Annotated in this window: 13 protein-coding genes; 8 read left to right on the top strand and 5 right to left on the bottom strand. The window is 66.5% G+C overall.

The genetic code is table 11. The annotated features are described in order from the left end of the window. Positions 1-14: 14 nt before the first annotated feature. The 4 genes from GTV32_RS18275 (at position 15) to GTV32_RS18290 (ending at position 7,909) form a co-directional block, all read left to right on the top strand. Positions 15-2,630 carry a LuxR family transcriptional regulator gene (locus GTV32_RS18275; RefSeq protein WP_161061518.1) on the top strand — a complete coding sequence of 872 codons (2,616 nt, stop codon included), beginning with the start codon at positions 15-17 and terminating at the stop codon, positions 2,628-2,630. Between the two features lie 109 nt (positions 2,631-2,739). Continuing rightward, entirely contained in the window at positions 2,740-4,992 is a 2,253-nt protein-coding gene (locus tag GTV32_RS18280; RefSeq protein ID WP_343287377.1) for a glycerol-3-phosphate 1-O-acyltransferase, read from the top strand. Further along, positions 4,989-6,473 (top strand): HAD-IB family hydrolase, encoded by a 1,485-nt coding sequence (locus GTV32_RS18285; RefSeq protein WP_161061519.1) that lies wholly within the window; start codon positions 4,989-4,991, stop codon positions 6,471-6,473. The genes GTV32_RS18280 and GTV32_RS18285 overlap by 4 nt, the downstream gene beginning before the upstream one ends. 41 nt (positions 6,474-6,514) lie before the next feature. After that, positions 6,515-7,909: a wax ester/triacylglycerol synthase domain-containing protein gene (locus GTV32_RS18290; RefSeq protein WP_161062616.1), complete on the top strand. Its 1,395-nt coding sequence runs from the start codon at positions 6,515-6,517 to the stop codon at positions 7,907-7,909. Here GTV32_RS18290 and GTV32_RS18295 read toward each other — a convergent pair. Together GTV32_RS18295 and GTV32_RS18300 are read right to left on the bottom strand one after the other, a co-directional pair. After that, complete coding sequence (locus tag GTV32_RS18295; RefSeq protein WP_161061520.1) at positions 7,902-8,579, bottom strand: phosphoribosyltransferase family protein; 678 nt, start codon at positions 8,577-8,579, stop codon at positions 7,902-7,904. The genes GTV32_RS18290 and GTV32_RS18295 overlap by 8 nt on opposite strands. Next, positions 8,579-9,031, bottom strand: coding sequence for a nuclear transport factor 2 family protein (locus tag GTV32_RS18300; protein WP_161061521.1), 453 nt, complete (start codon positions 9,029-9,031; stop codon positions 8,579-8,581). The genes GTV32_RS18295 and GTV32_RS18300 overlap by 1 nt, the downstream gene beginning before the upstream one ends. Positions 9,032-9,135: 104 nt before the next feature. On the opposite strand from GTV32_RS18300, the gene GTV32_RS18305 reads away from it, so the two are divergent. Together GTV32_RS18305 and GTV32_RS18310 are read left to right on the top strand one after the other, a co-directional pair. Further along, complete coding sequence (locus GTV32_RS18305; protein WP_161061522.1) at positions 9,136-10,020, top strand: hypothetical protein; 885 nt, start codon at positions 9,136-9,138, stop codon at positions 10,018-10,020. Positions 10,021-10,134: 114 nt separating this feature from the next. After that, on the top strand, positions 10,135-11,601 hold the full coding sequence (locus tag GTV32_RS18310) for a DUF1254 domain-containing protein (RefSeq protein ID WP_161061523.1): 1,467 nt from the start codon (positions 10,135-10,137) through the stop codon (positions 11,599-11,601). 8 nt (positions 11,602-11,609) lie between these two features. Here GTV32_RS18310 and GTV32_RS18315 read toward each other — a convergent pair whose 3' ends face one another. Next, positions 11,610-12,683 carry an EamA/RhaT family transporter gene (locus tag GTV32_RS18315; protein ID WP_161061524.1) on the bottom strand — a complete coding sequence of 358 codons (1,074 nt, stop codon included), beginning with the start codon at positions 12,681-12,683 and terminating at the stop codon, positions 11,610-11,612. Positions 12,684-12,846: 163 nt separating this feature from the next. Between GTV32_RS18315 and GTV32_RS18320 the strand changes: the two genes are divergently transcribed. Next, complete coding sequence (locus GTV32_RS18320) at positions 12,847-14,019, top strand: ATP-grasp domain-containing protein (protein WP_161062617.1); 1,173 nt, start codon at positions 12,847-12,849, stop codon at positions 14,017-14,019. Positions 14,020-14,142: 123 nt separating this feature from the next. On the opposite strand, the gene GTV32_RS18325 is transcribed toward GTV32_RS18320, so the two are convergent. Then, positions 14,143-15,555: an amidohydrolase family protein gene (locus GTV32_RS18325; RefSeq protein WP_343287378.1), complete on the bottom strand. Its 1,413-nt coding sequence runs from the start codon at positions 15,553-15,555 to the stop codon at positions 14,143-14,145. Between the two features lie 217 nt (positions 15,556-15,772). On the opposite strand from GTV32_RS18325, the gene GTV32_RS18330 reads away from it, so the two are divergent. Then, complete coding sequence (locus tag GTV32_RS18330; protein WP_161061526.1) at positions 15,773-17,677, top strand: alkyl sulfatase dimerization domain-containing protein; 1,905 nt, start codon at positions 15,773-15,775, stop codon at positions 17,675-17,677. 27 nt (positions 17,678-17,704) lie between these two features. Here GTV32_RS18330 and GTV32_RS24145 read toward each other — a convergent pair whose 3' ends face one another. Further along, positions 17,705-19,387 (bottom strand): solute carrier family 23 protein, encoded by a 1,683-nt coding sequence (locus GTV32_RS24145; protein ID WP_343287379.1) that lies wholly within the window; start codon positions 19,385-19,387, stop codon positions 17,705-17,707. Positions 19,388-19,454 lie beyond the last annotated feature (67 nt).

The following is a 19,454-nucleotide window of genomic DNA, read 5'->3' on the forward strand; positions in this document are numbered from 1 at the left end:
ACTAAAATCCCCACATGTCCTCGAACTGGCCTCTGGTCGAGCGCGAGAAAGAGTTCCGCATCATCGAATCCGCGCTGCGCGGGGAGACGACTGCGTGCGGTGTCGTGCTGACCGGTGATTCGGGGGTCGGCAAGACGACCTTGGCGCGCCACGTGACGGCTGCTCTCGACGGTGGTGTGCGGTGGGTCGCGGGCACCGAGTCGGCGAGGAGTATCCCGCTCGGTGTGTTCGCGCATCTGGTGGGGCCGGCGACCACCAGCGATCCGGTGACCTATCTGGCCGCGGCGCGCGAATCACTGCTCGCCGACGGCAACGTCGTGATCGGCGTCGACGACGCCCACCTGCTCGACGAATTGTCCGCGACCTTGCTGCATCAGCTCGCCATCGACCGCGCCGTGAACATCGTGGCGACGGTCCGTAGTGGTGAGTCGGTCCCGGACGCCGTGACCTCACTGTGGAAAGACAATCACCTCAAACGGATCACGTTGTCGCCGTTCACCAAACAGCAGAGTGTGGAACTCATCGAATCCGTTCTGGGCGGGCAGCTCGAGGGACTCTCGGCCGATCTGATGTGGGAGGCATCGGGAGGCAATGCCCTTTTCCTCCGGCATCTCGTCGAGGGCGCCCGACAGGCCGACACGCTGCGACAGGTCAACGGTGTGTGGCAGTTGCGGGGCCGCGCCGCGATCACCTCGGAGCTCGCCTCGCTGTTGGAGAGCCGCATCGAGCAGCTCGACGACTCGGTGCTGAACGTGCTGAAGTACCTGGCCCTGTGCGAACCGCTCGACATCGACATCCTGGCCGAGCTCGCCGGCGAGGAGGCCGTCGAAGAAGCCGAGATCGCCGGTCTGGTGCGGATCGTCAGAGACGGCCGCCGACTGAACGTCCGCTACAACCATCCGTTGTTCGGTGAGGTCATCCGCCACCGGCTGGGGCTGGCATCGTCGCGTCGACTTCGCGGAAGCCTGGTGAATGCCCTGCGGGCGAAGGGCGCAGACAGCGCCGCCGAGCGAATCCGCCTGGCCGACCTCGCGTTGGAGAGTGACGTGAGTGTCGATTCCGAACTGATGAGTGCGGCGGCCCGCGACGCTCTCGGGTTCGCCAACGCCCCGCTCGGCGAGCGGTTCGCGCGTGCCGCGGTCGCCGAGGGGAAAGGCGGCCTCGGGGCGGCCGAACCGTTGGCGCGCTCGTTGATGTGGCAGGGCTACGCGGCGGAGGCAGAAGAGGTGCTGGCCCCGTTCCGACCGGACGAGCTCAGCGAGTTGGAACTCGTGCTGTGGGGCGGACTGCGATTCGGCAATCTCTTCTGGGGGCTCGGCGACGCCGACCGGGCCGATGCGGTGCTCGACATGTTGCGCGCGAAGATCACCGACCCGGCGCTGGCGTTGGTGGTCACGGCATTCGCTTCTGCGCGTGCGGCTTTCGGGAATGACATGGATGCTGCCATCGCGCTGTCCGACGAGGTTCTGCGCTCGCCGAGCCCGTCGCCCTGGGCAGTCGAGTGGGCGGTCTTCGGCGGGAGTCTGTCGCGAGCCCTGTGTGGTCGGGGCGACGAGGTCGCCGAACTCGCCGCGCGGGCGCGTGTGGCGGAATCGTCCACCGACGGATTGCTCAGGTTCCCAACCGGTTTGGGTGAGATCCTGGCGCTCACCCTCACCGGCCGGCTCGACGAGGCAGCAGTTCGGGCCGAACGCTTTGTCACGTTCTCCGCCATCGGCCAGTATCTGGGCTGGGCCATGTCGGGCATCCTCGTGTCGGTTGTCGAACTGGCCCGCGGCGACAGCACGGCGGTGGCGCGGCGCATGGAGCAGACCCTGGCGTCCCTCGACAGCGGTCGCGCCGCCGAGTCGTGGAATTATCCGGCCCAGTTCTATCTCGTCCAGGCGCTCAGCGCCGCCGGCCGCACCGAGCGGGCCGAACACGCGTTACGCAAGGCGCAGGACCGATTCGGTCCCCACATCGCGGTGTTCGGGCCGATGTTGACCATCGCGAAGTCGTGGCAGGAGGCGGCCGCCGGCACGGTGTCCCTGGCCGCGCACAGTGCGGTGGAGGCGGCTGCCGAGGCAAGGGAATCCGGACAGTACGCCATCGAGGCAGAGGCGCTGCATTCCGCGGCCCGATTCGGTGATCCCTCAGGTGCGCAACGTCTTCGGGAGCTCGCCGCCCACCTGGACGGACCACTCGCGACGCTCTACGCTCGGCACGCGGAGGCACTCGGCGCGGGCGATGCCGTCGAACTCGACCTCTGTGCAACCGAACTCGAGCAGCTCGGCATCCGGTTGTCGGCCGCCGACGCCGCCGCGCAGGCGAGCGTCCTGCACGAGTCAGCGGGCCACCGTGCGGCCACCGTGGCATCGGCAGCGGTCGCGAACCGTCTCGCCGCGGAATGCGGCGGTCTGCGGACGCCCGCCCTCCTCGAGGCGGCCCAGCCACTACCGCTGACCACCCGCGAGCGTGAGATCGCCAATCTCGTGGCCGCCGGACTGTCCAACAAGGAGATCGCCGCGCGCCTGACGGTGTCGGTGCGGACCGTCGAGGGCCACATCTACCGGACCTGCACGAAGCTCGACGTCGCCGATCGGTCGGAGATCGCGGCGCTGCTGCTCAAGGCCGACTCGACCACGGCCTGAGCACGGTCTCGACCTGTCTGCTCGAACCCGCCATGGGCCGGCCGATCTGGGGCCACAATGATCGCATCCCATCCGGATCGTCGGGGTCGGGAGCGAGAGGCGGTGTTTCGTGGGCGACTCGTTGGTGCTCGCGGAGGTGCGGACGACGTGTGAGCTGCAGGCGGTGCAGGAATGGGCAGCGACCGCCCATCCCGACGCTCCGGTATGTGCGTTGCGGGAGGTGGACGCCGACGACTTGGCGCCCGACACCGAATTGATCCCGGCACGTGCCGTCTGGCTGCCAGCGGTGCGGCAGGGGGAGCGCCGGGTGTCGTTGGCCGATGTCCTGGTGCTCTCCAATCCACGCAGGCCTCTGGCGTTGCGACAGAAGGCCATCAAGGCCCGGCGCCCGGACCGCCTGCGCGTGGTGCAGGGGGAACCGGCGACGGTGGGCGAACTGCGGGAGCGGTATATCCACGAGTTCGCCGACGGGGAGCCGTTCACCGCGTTCGTGTCCGTGCAGGCATCGTTGTCGGCCGAGCGTGCCGAGCGCCAGATCGTCGGTGACCGCTACAAGGTGCCGAGGCTGGTCGCCGAGCAGATCAGTTCGTCGGCGCGCTTCCAGGCGAGGGCGGCCGAACTCGCCGCCGAACTCGGTCGCCCGGCCGCCGCGGTGGTCGGCGAGGCAACCGACAAGATGTCGAACTTCGTGGCCACCCAGAGCCGACTGATGGACGACATCTTCTCCTCGGTGTTCAGCAACCTGCACGAACGGACCTGGACGGTGTCGGTCGACCTCGACACCCTCAACCGGCTCAGGACCCTCAACAAATCGCACGGACTGGTGTTTCTCCCGTCGCATCGCTCCTACGTCGACCCGCTGGTGCTGGCCGAGGTCTTGCGCGATCACGACTTCCCGCCGAATCTCGTCCTGGGTGGCAACAATCTGTCGTTCTGGCCGGTCGGGCCCATCGCTCGCCGCGCCGGGATGATCTTCATCCGCCGCAAGTTCGGCGGTGACCCCGTCTACAAGTTCGCGATGCGGTCCTATCTGTCGTTCATCGTCGAGAAGCGGTTCAACCTCGAGTGGTACATCGAAGGGGGCCGCAGCCGGACCGGCAAGCTGCGTAAGCCGATGCTCGGGCTGCTCGCCTACGTCGTCGATGCGATCGAGCAACTCGAGGACGCCGACGTGATGGTGGTCCCGACCTCGATCGTCTACGACCAGCTGCACGAGATCGGTGCGATGGCAGCGGAGTCGGCCGGCGGCACCAAGAAGCCCGAGGGGCTCACCTGGTTGTTGAAGTACGCCAAGGCGCAGCGGAGCTATCTCGGGGAGGCGCGGGTTCGCTTCGGCGAACCGTTCTCGCTTCGGCAGGCGCTTGTCGAGGCCGGCGAAGGCCGGGCGAGATTGGACAAGGTCGCGTTCAAGGTGATGGACGAGATCAACGCCGCCACCCCGATTTCGGCGACCTCACTGGCCGGTTTCGCGATACTCGGTGCACGCGATCGGGCGTACACCGCGGCGGAGATCGAGGCAATCCTCGACCCGCTGCTCGACTACATCCACAGCCGCGACCTGCCCGGGCCGGATCCGGCGCTGTGTCGAGGCGTCGGACTGCGGCGCACCCTCCGCGAACTCACCGACGCGGGCGTGCTGACCGCGTATGACGGTGGCACCGACGTGGTCTGGTCGATCGCACCCGGCAACCATGCCGTCGCGGCGTACTACCGCAACGGCGCGCTGCACCATTTCGTCGATCGTGCGATCGTCGAGCTGGGACTGCTGGCCACCGCCGATGGTGAGCTCGTGGTCGACGAGGGTGGGCTGCTGCCGGCCGCGCAGCAGGAGGCATTGCGAATCCGGGACCTGCTGAAGTTCGAGTTCTTCTTTCCCACCAAGGACGTCTTTCTCCACCGGCTCGGCGCCGAGCTCGACCTGCTGGCCCCGGGGTGGCGTGAGGTTTCGCCGACCGAGGAGTGGACCGATCGGGTACTGCACGACCATGCCGGAGCGCTGTTCGCGCGCCGTACGCTGCAGCCGTTCTTCGATGCCCAGCTCGTGGTGGCCGAACGGCTCGTGTGCCTCGGCGACGACACGCTCGACAAGGACCAGGTTCTCGCCGACTGCCTCGGGCTCGGCCGGCAGCTGGCGTTGCAGGGGATCGTGCGCAGCAAGGATTCGGTATCGACGGAGTTGTACGACGCGGGGTATCAGCTGGCCCGCAACCGCGGACTCGTCCCCGACGAGGAGGGCGGCGTTCCGCGGGAGCCCGACCTCGCTGCCGCCCGACAGCGGTGGCTCGACGAGGTGCGGCTGATGCGCGAGCGACTACGCCGGATCGCCTGGATCGAGGCCGAGCAGGCAGGCCTGCTGAGATGAGTGCCTTCGCCGACCGATTGCGGGAGATCCGCGCGGCGCCCACCGGAAAGAAGGTGGGTGCGTTCTTCGACTACGACGGCACCCTCATCGAGGGCTTCTCTGCGAACGCGATCACCCGCGCCCGGGTGAAGAGTCTCGAGTTCGGCCTCGGTGAGCTCGGCAGCTTCCTGCTGATCGCACTACGCGGGGTGAAGTCCGAGCAGGACTATGCCGAGGTGCTCGAGGCCACCAGACCGACATTCGCGGGCAAGACGTATGCCGAGCTGCTCGAGTTCGGTGACGAACTGTTCAAGCACGAGACCGCCTCGCACCTGCGGCCGCAGATGTGGCAACTGTTGCGAGCGCATCGAGAGATGGGCCATCGGATCGTCATCGCGTCGTCGGCCACGCGGTTCCAGATCGAGCCCATCGCACGTGAGATCGAGGCCGACCACGCCCTCGCGACCGACGTCGAGGTGGTCGACGGGATCGTCACCGGAGAGATCCTCGGCCGGCCCCTGTGGGGACCAGGCAAGGCGGCCGCGGTCCGCGCGCTGGCTCGCGAACACGACGTGGATCTCGACGCGTCCTTCGCCTACAGCGATGGGAACGAGGACATCCCCTATCTGGAGTCGGTCGGACATCCGGCTGCGGTGTCGCCCCGATATGGCCTCCGCGCGGAAGCACAGGAGCGGGGCTGGCCGGTCATCGACCTGCGCAACCCGACGTACAACCGGTTGGCGATGGCGGCCCGGACCGGTGCGTTCTACGGCTCGTTCATCGGGTCCGCGGCTCTCGGGGTCGCCGGCGGGCTGGTGCGTCGCGATCCGAATGTGCTCGTGGAGTCGGCGATACCGGCAGGCAACGATCTGGGGCTGCGCGTCGCCGGTGTCCGGGTGGCCGTCCTCGACGGCGCGGAGTATCTGACGTCGAACCGTCCGTGTGTGTTCGTTTTCAATCACCAGTCGAAGCTCGACCTGCCGGTCATCATCCATCTGATCCGCCGCGACGCGACCGGCGTCGCGAAGAAAGAGGTCAAGCGGGTGCCGGTCCTCGGCCAGATCCTCGATGCGGCAGGGCTGGTGTTCATCGACCGGGCCGACGCGGGAAAGGCAATCGAGCAGCTGCAGCCCGCAGTCCGCAAGCTCCGCGAGGAGGGGGTGTCGCTGGTCGTGGCGCCGGAGGGCACGCGGTCGTCGACCCCGCGAATCGGGCCGTTCAAGAAGGGGCCGTTCCACATCGCGATGCAGGCAGGCGTACCCGTGGTACCCGTGGTGCTGCGCAACACAGGTGAATTGATGTGGCGTGGTTCGCAATTGATCAAACCCGGAACCGTGGAGGTCAAGGTGCTGCCGCCGGTCGACACATCGCAGTGGCGATCGGAGGACGCCGGAGAACATGCCGCCGAGGTCCGACAGATGTTCGTCACGGCGCTGGCGGACTGGCCGGTCGAGTCGTTCGAGGACGGCCGGATGACACGAGCCACGGGAGTGTGGGAGTGAGCAGCATCGACCAACCGCTGGACTGGGCCAACGAACCGCACATGAGTCCGGTGGACGCCCTGATGTGGCGCGGCGACACCGACCGTCGGCTTCGCGGCACCATCAGCATGCTGGAAATCTATGACTGCGTGCCGGATTGGGATCGACTGGTGGCCGCGCACGAGTGGGGCAGTCGCATGGCACCGCGTTTCCGGCAGCGGGTCATCGACTCCCCGTTGCGCACCGGCACCCCGAGTTGGGCGGTCGACCCCGACTTCGACCTGCACTACCACCTCCGGCGTATCCGCTTGGCCGGCGACGGCTCGATGCGTGAGCTGCTGTCGGCGTGTGAGCAGCTGGCGATGACCGCCCTCGATCCGGCTCGCCCGCCATGGGAGGGCACTCTGATCGAGGGCCTGCCCGACGGACGTGCCGCGTACTTCCTCAAGGCCCACCACGCACTGACCGACGGTCTGGGGGCGATTCTCGGGCTCGCGCAACTCCATTCGACGTCGCGTGATCCGATCCCCGGTAAGCCGCAGCCGCCCAGTCCAGAACCGGTGAACATCTCCGCGCTCGACGTGGTCGGTCGCCAGCTCGGCGAGGAGCTTCGGCGCCTGCCCCATCGGGCCGACACCGCCGTGCGCGGTGTACGTGCGCTCACCCGGCCGAAGAAGGCCCTGAGCGACGTTCTCCGCTACGGACGCTCGGTGCCGCGAGTGGCGGGCCTGGTCTCTCCGCCGGGCTCTCCGCTGCTCGCCGCGCGCAGTATCTCGTGGCGGTTCAGTGCCTTCGAGGTGCCCTTCGCCGATCTGAAGGCGGCCGGCGTCACCGCCCGGGCGTCGGTGAACGACGTCTATCTCGCCGGACTGATCGGCGGTTTCCGGCTCTATCACGAGAAGCTCGGGCAACCGGTGGACGCGATTCCGGTGGCCATCCCGATCTCGGTGCGCAGGCCCGAGGATCCGGCCGGCGGGAACCGGATCGCGGTGGGACGCTTGGCCGGTCCCGTCGGTATCGCCGATCCGTTCGAGCGGGTCCTCACCGTGCGCGAACAGGTCCGGGCCGCGCGGACCGAACCGGCCGTGGACATCTTCAACACCCTCGGCTCCGTGCTCGCGTGGCTGCCGGGACAGGTGCTCGCTCAATTCAGCGGTGCGACAACGCAAAACGATCTACAGGCCAGCAATGTGCCCGGTATCCCGTGGGAGACGTACGTGGCAGGCGCGAAGGTGGAACGCATGTTCCCCTTCGGGCCGTTGCCCGGGTGCGCGGTGATGGCGACGATGATCACCCACAACGAGACCGCGTGCCTCGGCCTGAACCACGATGCCGCCTCGATCACCGAACCCGAACTCTTCGCCGACTGCCTCGTCGACGGGTTCGGCGAGGTGCTCGCGCTCGGCGCGGAATCGGGTTCCGGCGCCGTGCCCGGGACGATGCGGCGAGTCATCTGACCTGGAGGCAGCGCGTGACCTCGTCGTCACCGACCTGCTGGAAATCGCGATACGACAACCCGACGGCATGGAAGGGCTCCGGCGAGCTCACACAGATCACCTCGTCGACCGCCGGGTCGGCGGTGAAACGTCGGATCACGTCGTCGGGCGCAGTGGGCACCGCTATGACGACGGCGGCGGCACCAGCGGCACCCACGGCACGCAGCGCGACTGCCATCGTCGATCCGGTTGCCATCCCGTCGTCGACGAGGATCACGATCCGGCCTGCGAGGGCCACCTGCCCGGCACCGCCGCGGTAGCGGTGCTCGCGCTCGGCGCGGATGGCCTCTTCCCGGTCGACCACCCGCTGGAACTCCTCGGGGGAGACGCCGAGGCGCCGGGGTACGTCGTCGTTGACGACCACCTGTCCCGCCGCCAGGGCGCCCATCGCGTATTCGGGCTGTCCGGGTGCACCGAGTTTGCGGACCACGAGGGCGTCGAGCGAAGCATCGAGCGCGTCGGCCACCACCCGGGCAACCGGCACACCACCGCGCGCGAGCCCCAGGACCACCAGACCCTCGGATGTGGGACTCTCGCTCGGAACGGAGAGTATCGGCGCGGCGCGAAGTCGTTCGGCGAGCGCCCGACCGGCGGCCTGCCGGTCGGCGAAGACCTCCGCGCGCCGAGACATCAATCGATCCGGATCGCCGGACCGACGTCGAGAGCGAAGCTCGGCACGTCGTCGAGGCTCATCTTGGCCTCGTAGGTGCGGTCGTAGCCGGTTCCGCAGATCCGCCAGCCGTCGTCGGTGCGGCGATAACGGTCTTCGTAGAACGCGGCACCGATCAGCATGAATTTGAAATCCGGCACGATGACGCGGTCCTGCAGGTACCAGCGTCCGGTGGCCTCGTCACCCTCGACGTCGATCTCGGGGTGGGCGACCCGGTGCTCGGTGATCACCGCGGGACCCACCGATTCGCGCATGAAGCCGACCAGTTCTTCGCGGGTGGTGAACTTGAGGCTCGAGCCGTAGTCGCCGGTCACGTCGGGCGTGAGCGTTCCTTCGAAGACGTCCCAGTCCTTCGTGTCCAGCGCGCGGAGGTAGCGGTACTTGAGCTGCTTGATCGCCTCGAGATCATCCATGGTTCAACATCTACCCGACTTCCCGCCGAACGGGCGCACTTCCGCGGCGATCATGCGCGCTTCGGCTGTTGACAGTCCTACCGTGCGGCCGCAAGTGTGGACCGATGACCTCGATCTCCGACGACACCGCCCATCAAACCGCACGCAAGGCTTACGAGAGCATCGAACCCTTCCATGTTCTCGCGTATTTCAATCACGGTCTGCGTGCGGCGCAGGAAGACACCGGCCTCGACGGTCACGCCTTCTACGTCGGCGCCCGGGGCGCCCCGATGGGGGACTGCCATCCGTCGGTCGTGACGTCGTCGTTCTACAACTTCGCACCGGATCTGATCGCGACGAGCTGGGAGGCCGCCCGGGCGGCCGGGCTCGAGAAGGTCGCCGCCCGGCGCGTGCAGATGCTCGACGAACAACTGCGCTCCATCTTGGGTGACCGGGTCGACGACCCCGCGATCGTCGAGCTGACCCACCGCTATCGCGAACTCGCCGACGGTCTCCCGTTCGGTGGCCGCCCGCTGGCCTCGGGCTGGGCCGCGGCCACCCCGCCCGAGCAGCCCCACGTCGCGCTGTGGCATGCCATCGCCGTTCTGCGGGAATGGCGCGGCGACAACCACATCGCGGTACTCGTCAACCACGACCTCGACGCGCTGGACGCGGTGATCTTCCACGAGGCCGAGCTGCCGGACCCGACGATCAGTCGACGAACTCTGGGTCGCAAGCTGATCCAGTTCACCCGCGGATGGTCCGACGACGACTGGGATGCCTCCGTCGAACGACTGATCGGGCGGGGGCTGGTGACACGTGTGGAATCGGGCGAGCGCCTCACCGACGCCGGCCTCGAGCTGTACCGCACGGTCGAGGCGGACACCGACGCCGTCACCGCGCAGGCGTGGTCGCGGCCCGGCGTCGACGAGTTGCTGGAGCAGACCCGGCCATATGTGAAGGCCGTGATCGACGCCGGTGTGCTCCCCGGCACGCGCAAGAAAGACTGAGCGCGAAGAGAACCGAGGGCCCGGCATCGCGCCTCGTGCGCGTGTGGTCCTGCAGGATTGCCGTCCGCCGGGCAGACTCGGTACGGACATCCCGCACCGAAGGAGAATCGATCGATGGCATCGTCGTCAGACCATTATCAGGAGCTCGCGAATCTGGAGATGGACGGCGGCTACCCGACCGCCGACACCACGCGCACCCTCGACGAGGAGCTGTATTTCCAGCGGGCCGTGCAGGTGTACCTGTGGGCGCTGCCGGCGATCAACATGTACGCGATGAAGAAGGGCCTCGGGGAACTGTCCGGGTACGGCCACGACGTGATGTCGGTGACCGAGAAGCGACTCAAGCCCAACACGCTGATCACCACGCCGAACTCTGACGTGATCTACGGCCTGACCTTCGCCGATCTGAGCAAGACCGGGCCGCTCGTCATCGATGCGCCGCCGATGTTGCAGGCGCTGATCGACGATTTCTGGCATCGACCGCTCACCGGGCCGGAGATCGATGGCGTGCAGTACCTCGGGGACATCGGCCTACCCGGGCCCGACAAGGGCGCCGGCGGCAAGTACCTCATCGTTCCCGAAGGTTACGAGGGTGAGATCGACTCCGACGAGTACTTCGTCTTCACCTGCCGCACCAACGGCGTGTTCATCTTTGTGCGTGGATTCTTCAGTTCCGTCGACGACCTCTCGCCGGGCGTGAAGGCGGTCGAGGGGATCGGAATCCACCCCCTCGGCCAAGAACCGGCACCGATCACCTTCAACCCCATCTCGGACACCCCGGCGAACGCCCTCTTCCCGGCCGATGGCGGCTATTTCGACATGCTCGACGAGTTCATCCAGAGTGAGCGGATCGACCGTGACGACGCCTACATGCACGGCGTGCTGGCAGCCCTCGGCATCCGGAAGGGGCACACCTTCGCGCCGACGGACCGGCAGAAAGAACTCCTCGACCTCGCCGGCCGGACCGGCTGGAAGATGGCCAAGAACGTGGCCGCCAACTACGCGAGCGACGAGAAGGCCACCTGGTGGGAGGACCGCCAGTGGGTCGCGCATGTGAAGACCGAGAAAGACGACTTCATGCACACCCTCCTCGACGAGGAATGGCGTTCACGCGAGACCGGGCACACCGACGTCACCGCCAAGGTGCACATGTTCGTCAATCACTACTCGATCAGCACCGGCATGGTGTCGGCCATCGTCGGGCTCGGTGCCAAGTACGGCGACGCCTACAAGGACAGCAACGGCGAATTTCTTCGCGGCGACAACACGTACACCATCAACATGCCCGCCGACCCGCCGGCGGGTTTGTTCTGGTCGTTGACGATCTACGACGCGGAGACCGCTGCGGGCGTCGACGCCCCCGGCCAGACCTATTCGTCCCTGAACTCGATGGACGGACTGGAAGAGAACGCGGACGGATCGACGACGATTGTCGTCGGGCCGCAACGGCCGGAGGGCACGGCGAATTGGCTGCGCACGGTTCCGGGGCGGGGATTCTTCAGTCTCTTCCGCTTCTACGGACCGACCCAGCGGTTCTTCGATCGCCAGTACAAGCCGGGAGATTTCGTCCGCACGTCGTGACGACCAGGTCAGGAGCCCGTGTCGTCGGCGGCACCTTCGGTGTCGCCGGCCGGCCGGCCTTTTCGGCCCGATCGCGATGACGACGTCCAGCCGAACAGATCGGATCCGGAGAAGCCGGTGTCGATCTCCCCGGTGTCGGCGCCGGACTCCTCGACGCGGCCACGACGCCATCCTCCCTTGAGGGGAGGCGCCTCACCGAAGTGATCGGGGTCGCCGGAGCCATACCAGGCGACGAGCACGGCCCCGATCACGGCGCCGACGAAGCCGACGATGGCCAGCCAGCCCAGACCGGGCTTGGCCGTGTCGTTGAGGAAGAGCACGCCGACGAGACTCGGGCCTGCCGTCTCACCGACGACCAGCACGGCGGTCACCCCGTTGACGGCGCCGACCTGCAGCGCGATGGTCTGGACGAAGAACCCGACCGCGCCCGCGATCGCGATGGTCCAGGCCGCGGGGTCGGTGATCAGCGTGACGAAGTGGAACGGTGCGATGCCGTCGAGGACACGGACCGCGATGGCGATCATGCCGAACAGCAATCCGGCGGTCGCGCCGCCGACGATGGCCGCGTGCTTGCCGAGCCGGTAGACGCCGAAGAGTGCGAAGGCGCAGATGCCGAGCGTCGCGACGAACAGCTCCCAATGGAAGACAGCGCTCTCGCCGCCTCCCGTGTGATGCTCGGCAGACAGTCCGAGCAGGCAGAGCGACAACACGACCAACCAGATCGCGATCCAGTCGCGGGTCTGCAGCGCGATGTTCAGCATGATGGTGCCCAACAGGGCGGTGACCACCAGGTTTGCCGAGACGATGGTCTGCGACAGGAAGAGCGGGAGGAAGCGCGCGGCGAGGGCACCACCGGCGAATCCGATGACGACCATCATCGTGCCGAGGATGAATGCCGGGTCGACGAAGGTCGACATCGTCGACTGCAGTGAGGGTCCGCCTGCCGAGTTCGTGTGGTCCTGTTCGGTTCCCTCGTCACGAGCTGTTGTCGCCACCCGACGCGCACCGAGCGCGCGTAGTACGGTGGACATCCCGTAGGCGACGGCGGCGAGACATGCGGCGATGATGCCGATCACGAACATCGCACACCTCCTACTTTCGTCTCACGCACGTCAAAACACAGGTCGAGCCCGTGACAGCATTCTGCAACGTTCCGGTGGGCTCGCCTATTCCTTTTCGGCCTGCCACGTCCAGGCCGATGGATCAGCCTAGCGGTCCTCTCCTAGACTCGAGCCGGTGGGCACTGTGGGGACTTCCGGACAAAAGCACGTACTGATCACTTTCGGGCGGTCGTTCCTGACCCTCGAACTCACCCGTCTGATGTCGGCGGCGGGGCATCGGGTGACCATCGTCGACAGCATCCCGATCGGGGTCAGCAGGTTCTCGCATGGGGCAGACGCGTTTCGTCGGGTGCCGGCGCCCAAGTTCGAGCCGCGGGCCTACTGCCACGCGCTCGCGCAGATCGTCGCCGACGAAAAGGTCGACATGGTCATCCCGATCCACGAGGAGACCGACATCCTCTCGATGATGGTCGACATCTTTCCGCCCGACTGCGAGTTGTTCCTGTCCGATTTCGAGACCGAGAACAGCCTCCACAACAAGTTCGAATTCCAGGAGCTCCTCGTCGCTCGGGGGATTCCGGCGCTGAAATATGCACAGGTCCGCGGACCCGACGACATCGCCGCTCTCGACTTCGACGCACCGTTCGCCCTCAAGGAGTGCTATTCACGAGGGTCGCAGAAGGTCCACAAGGTCACGCCCGGTGACTCGATGGACTGGGTCGAATTCGACCCGATCAACCCGTGGCTCGCCCAGGAATGGCTCTCCGGGACCAACTACTGCACGTATTCGATCTGCCGCGACGGCCAGATCAACGCTCACGCCACCTACCCGGTGGATTACGCGATCGGCGGGAGTTCCTGCCTGAACTTCAAGTCGGTGCAGCATGATGCGATCTTCGAGTGGATCTCGAAGTTCGTGCGGGACATGAACTTCACCGGACAGGTGGGCTTCGACTTCATCGAAGATGCCGAACGTGGGCTGTTCTGCATCGAGTGCAACCCACGAGCCACCAGCGGCATCATGATGTTCGGGCCGGAGGACGGCGTGGACCGCGCGTTCTTCGGGACCAACGACGAGATCATCACCCCCAGTACGGATGTCGACAAGATGATCGGTCTCGGCATGCTGCTCTACGGCTGGCGGAAGGATTCACGACGGGGGCGCAGCATGCGGCAGTTCGTGCGCGACTTCCGGTCGTCGAGCGATGTCATCAGCTCGCCCGGCGATCAGCGACCCGCCTTGCTGCTGCCGTTCGCATACCTGGGCATCCTGCGCAGCTGCTACAAGTACAAGGTCGGTCTCGCCGAAGGCTTCATGCACGACCACGAATGGGACGGCCTGCGCATCTCCGAGTAGAGCCACCTCCCGCCGACAGCAACCGAGATCGCGCCGACGGCAACCGGTTTCTCGCCGACGGCAACCGGCTACCGGGCGACGGTTGATCTCGTCAGCGCGCTCGCGGTTGCTGTCGACGCGATCTCAGTTGCTGTCGGCGGAGGTCACGCGACGGCCGCGCACATGAACTTCGGTGATCGCCGGTTCGCGGAGGCCCATCAGGAGTGCGAAAAGCGTCTGATCGCGGGCCGTCTCGTCGTCGTCGGCCCGGATGCCTTGCCGCAGTATCATTTCCAGTGGTGGCCAGGCGTGGGGGTCGATGACGAGAAAATCGGCTTCCTTGCCGACGTCGAAATTGCCGAATCGATCTTCCATGTCCAGTGCGCGGGCGCCGGCGAGCGTTCCGGTGAACAGCATCTCGGCGGGATGCATCACCGCGCTCGCGTCTCCGGGTTCGCTGAGATGGACCTTGAAAGCGTCTGACAGCACCCGCGAGATCAGCCACTCGTCTCCTGCGCCGACGTCGGTTCCCGCTGCCACCGTGAGCCCCGCGGCGACGGTCCGTCTCCACGGCATGGTTCCGGAGCCGAGGAACAACTGGGACACCGGGCAGTGCGCGATCGACGTCCCGGTCTCGGCCATGCGGGCGAGTTCACGGTCGGTGCAATGCACCGCGTGCGCCATGACGGTGCGCCTGCCGAGCAGTCCGGCACCTCCCACCCTGCTGCCCGGCAAGAACCGGCCGTCGTAGGTGTCGAGGTAGGCGTCGACCCTGTAACTGCGCTTGACCTGGTCGATCTCGCCGTTGTCCGGAGAGTTGTCCTCATTGAGGTGGGTGTGGACGTAGACCCCGCGAGCGCGCACGTCATCGTAGAGTTCACCGAGCCCGGCAAGGGTCTCGGTGGTCACCGACAGGGAGAACCGCGGCACGATCGCGACATGCAGCAGCGCCGAGCCCACATCGCCGGAATCGGCGGCGTGCCATCGGTCGATCTCGTCGGCGGTCAATTCGATCGCCTGCCGCTCGGAGGTGAGCAGCGGCCCGGCCGACGGACCGCCCACGGTCTGGATGCCGCGGCCACTCACCAGGCGAAGACCGGCGCGGCGGGTCTCGTCGAACAGCGCATCCTGGGCAGGCGGGAATGCGGAGCCGAACACCATGGCGGCGGTGGTACCGACGGCGATTCGGCGGGCGACGAAGTCGCGGGCGATCTGGCGGGCGAAATCGGGATCGGCGAGGCGCGCCTCGGCGGGGAAGATGCAGGACTCGAGCCATTCCAGCAGCTGACCGCCTCCGTAGGCGTCCACCGAGTAGGTCTGCGGGAAGTGGATGTGGGTGTCGACGAACCCCGGGATGAGGAATGCGTCGCCATGGTCGTGGACCGTCTCGGGTGTGGTCGGTGCGGGACGGCCGTCGCGATGTCCGCAGTACACGATGCGACCGGTGGTGTCGTAGACCAGGGCGCCATCCGGGAACCAGCTGAGGGCCTCAGACGCCTCGGCGACGTCGGGACGGCCGGCGACATGGAAGATCTGGCCGAGGTGGGTCGTGGTCACCCGACCACGAAAGCACAGCTCGACGATCGCGGCTGGATGAGGCGGGCGCAGTGGGTATGACGCAGGGGGAGTGACGCAGGGGAGTGACGCAGTGGGAGTGACGCAGGGGCTGGTGGCGCGGAACCGGACACGGCACGTCGCCTTGTCGGTGATGATGGGGTGGATCCTCTCGACACTGCACCACCGACATCGATCGTCCCGGATGGAGTGAGATCTCATGACAACTGCGCCGAAGCCGCCCACCGCACACACACAAGCCATCAACCGCGACGCCGCGGGGCTCTACGCCATGGACGATCGCCGAGATTTCGACGAGTCTGCGCGAGGTCTGATCGCCGAGTTGCCGGGCAACGTGCTCGCCGACTCCGACGGGACGTCGGTGGTGTTCGATCCCCGCGACTTCGATTTCATCCAGGATGACGCGGAGGCTCCCGAGTCGGTGAACCCCAGCTTGTGGCGCCAATCGCAACAGGTGAAGCGTGGGGGCCTGTTCGAGGTGGCCGACGGTGTCTACCAGGTCCGTAGCAATGACATCGCCAACCTCACGATCATCGAGGGTGACGACGGGCTGATCGCCATCGATTGCATGGCAGGCGTCGAATCGGCCCGACAGGGTATGGATCTCATTCGCGAGCATGTCAGCGACAAGCCGATCGCCGCGGTCATCTACACCCATACCCACATTGATCATTACGGCGGGGTGAAAGGTGTGGTCGACGCTGACGATGTCGCCTCGGGCAAGGTGCCGATCATCGCCCCGGGCCGCCAGTTCGACAAGTACGCGATCGGTGAGAACGTCGTCGCGGGCAACGCGATGGCCCGACGTGCGAGCTATGCCTTCGGCAGCCATCTTCCGCTTGACCCGCTTGGGCACATCACCTGCGGGATCGGCGTGGCGAGCACCAAAGGCCCTGCTGTCTCCTATATCTCGCCGACGGATCTGATCACCGAGACCGGCACGAAGCGCGAGATCGCCGGCGTCGAGTTCGAGTTCCTCTACGCCCCGGACACCGAGGCGCCGGAGGAGATGCACATATGGATTCCACACATCAAGACGTTGTCGTGTGCGGAGAACGCGAATCATTCGCTTCACAACATTCAGACCCTGCGCGGCGCACGCACCCGCGACGCCCGCAACTTTGCGCGCTATCTGGACGAGACCCTCGAACGTTGGGGAGACGAAGCCGAGGTCCACTGGGGCCCGCACACCTGGCCGGTATGGGGCAACGAGAACATCGTCGCGTTCATCGAATCCCAGAGGGATGCATACAAATACATTCACGACCAGTCCTTGCGCCTGGCCAACAAGGGTTACACCCCGCTCGAGGCCGCGGAGATCATCGAGCTTCCGGAGGAGCTTCGGCGGAACTGGGCCAACCGGGGCTATCACGGCACGCTGCATCACGACGTCCGCGCGGTCTTCACCAAAGAACTCGGGATGTGGGACGGCGATCCGGTGTCCCTTCACCCTCACCCGCCCGTCGCAGCGGCGACCCGCTATGTCGACCTCATCGGTGCCGACAGCATCATCGCGGAGGGGCGACGCGCCTTCGACGCCGGTGACTATCGGTGGGCGGCGGAGATATTGCACAAGCTCGTCTTCGCCGACCCGGACAATGTCGACGCGCGTGAGCTACAGGCGGACGCGTACGAGCAGATGGGCTACCAGGCTGAGGGACCGCAATGGCGCGGGATCTTCCTCACTGCGGCCAAGGAGCTCCGCGAGGGTCCACTGCCCGCACCGTTCACGACCGCCAGCCAGGACACGATCCTCGGTATGCCCATCGACATCCTCTTCGACTTCATCAGCGTTCAGGTCGACGGGGTCAAGGCGACCGATGCTGACATCCACATCGACGTCCACTTCACCGACCACGAGCAGGAGTGGACGATGTGGATCGCACGGGGAGTACTCAATGCCCGTCAGGCGACGGCAGGCACCGCGCGACTCGGTATCAGTGGTCCCAAGGTCGCACTGACCGCTGCTCTTCTCACGCCGGCACGGGCGGCCGGACTCGCGGCATCGGGAGCGATCACACTCGATGGGGACTCGGGAGAACTGGACAAGCTGGCAGCCGTACTCGACGGCGCCGACCCCAGCTTCCCGATCGTCACACCCTGAACCGGACGCCGAGTATGTCGAGGTCGATCAGCTCGACGGACGTGAATCGAGCCACCGCACCGCCTCCTCGTACGCGTCGTCGAGGGCGCCGAAGACCTGGTCGGTTGCGGGGAACAGGTTCTCGTGCCCGACGATCTCGGCGATGCCCGACTTACTGATCCGGTCCATGAAGACCGGGCTGACACCGGCGAGCATGAACCGCCCGCCATTCGCGCGAAGGGTGTCGGCCTGTGCCTTCAGCATCTTCTGCATCGTGGCGGACGGGACGTCCGGAAGGGTTCGGACACTGAGGATCAGTACAGCGCGTCGACTGTCGTCGGTGATGCGCGGCCAGTGTTCGGTGATCCGGGGTACCTCGGCGAACAGCGCAACACCTGAGTAGTGCACGATCGTCACCGAGTCGGGCTTCAGCGTTGCCGGAGCATCGCCCACGTACCAGTCGCCGTCCGAATCCGTCAGCGAGACCAGACGAGCCGCGCGGGCCGCCTGCACGCAGTACAGGACGAGCGAGCTCGCCGCACCGACGAGGATCGCGTCCTGCAGCGGGATCTGGGTCGTCGCGACGAACGTGATGACCATGGCAAGTGCGCTGAGGGGTGCAGTTCGCCAGACCAGCACGATGTCGGCCCAGCGACCCGCGATGAGCTCGAAGCCGATCACGAACAAGAGGCCACCGATGACGGCCATGGGAATGATCTGCGCGGCCGATCCCGCGATCAGGACCAGCAGGATCAGCCAGATGCCTGCGAATATCCCGGCCCACCGTGTCTGCGCACCAGCCGACACGGCGACACCGGTGCGTGAGAGTGAACCGCCGGTGGGTAGCGAGCCGAAGAATCCGCCGACCAGGTTGGCCGCCCCTTGGGCCGAGAAGTCGACGGATGCCTTGGGTCGCGACTTGTCCGGGTTGGGGACCGCTGCCGAGATCCCGGCGGCCTGTGCCAGGGCGACCAGGGCTATCGCGAACGCGCCGAGCAGCAGGTCGGGAAATGCGGAGAGATCCGGGACGGTGAACGGGGGCAGGCTGTTCGGCACCTGGGCGATGTCGCCGACGGTCTCGACATCGGTCCCGATGACGGCGGCGACGCCGGTGACCACCACCAACGCGATCAGGGTTGCATAGGATTCCAGCGGTTTGATGAATCGGAACACCGCCCAGACCGCGACCGTGGCCAGCGCGACGAGCACCGCGTGGACCGACCATTGTGAGATGTGTGCGAAGGCGTCGACGAATTTCATCACGGTGTTGTGTGCGTCGGGCGTGTATCCGGTGACGTCCTTGATGACGCCGGCCACGATCTGCACGGCGATCCCCGCCGTGAAGCCGGTCATCACCGCGCTCGACGCGAAGTCCATGATCGCGCCGATACGTAGGAGACCAAGGAAGAGCATCACCGCACCGACCGCGACGGTGAGCATCGCGATGTTTCCGACGTCGTGCGGATCGAGGCCTGCCTGCGAGAGCACGCTCTGGGCCGAGAGCGCGATCGCACTCGTCAGCGTCGTCACCATGAGTACCGTGCGAGCGAAGAAGGAACCGACCAGTGTCGAGACCATCCCCGAGTAGAGACCGCTGACCGGGTTGAAGCCACCGATGCTGGCGTAAGCCATGCCTTCGGGGATCGAGAACAGCGCGGTCACGAGCCCCGAGATGGCATCTGACGGGCGCGGACGCGAGACACGGACGGTGGGCCGTCTGAACCGGTTCACGACAGACACTCGATCAGCCTAGGCGTCCGGGTGCATGCGGGCGCGCCCCATGAGGGTGAATTCCCCA

The organism is Gordonia sp. SID5947, from assembly GCF_009862785.1.
Lineage (GTDB): Bacteria > Actinomycetota > Actinomycetes > Mycobacteriales > Mycobacteriaceae > Gordonia.